General features: G+C 66.5%; 1 protein-coding gene. It reads left to right on the top strand.

From position 1 onward, the window contains the following. On the top strand, positions 1-257 hold a 257-nt coding region (locus FY036_RS00025), incomplete at both ends, for a 2-oxo acid dehydrogenase subunit E2 (RefSeq protein WP_201744655.1).

Here is a 257-nt window from a genome sequence, read left to right as displayed (position 1 = left end):
CTCGACTGCGAGATCGACGCGCTTCTGGCGCTGCGCAAGCAGCTGAATGACGCAGCCCCCACCCTCAAGGGCGAGAAGGGCGAAGAGCCGGCCTACAAGCTGTCGGTCAACGACCTCGTCATCAAGGCGTTTGCCGCGGCACTCCGGCAGGTGCCCGACGCCAACGTCTCGTGGACCGAGGGCGGCATGCTGAAGCACAGGCATGCCGATGTCGGCGTCGCCGTCTCCATCCCGGGCGGTCTGATCACGCCGATCGT

The sequence above is a fragment of the Neoaquamicrobium microcysteis genome (assembly GCF_008180155.1).
Lineage (GTDB): Bacteria > Pseudomonadota > Alphaproteobacteria > Rhizobiales > Rhizobiaceae > Aerobium > Aerobium microcysteis.
The sequence above is the reverse complement of the archived record's forward strand: the minus strand, read 5'-3'. Positions and strand labels throughout refer to the sequence as shown.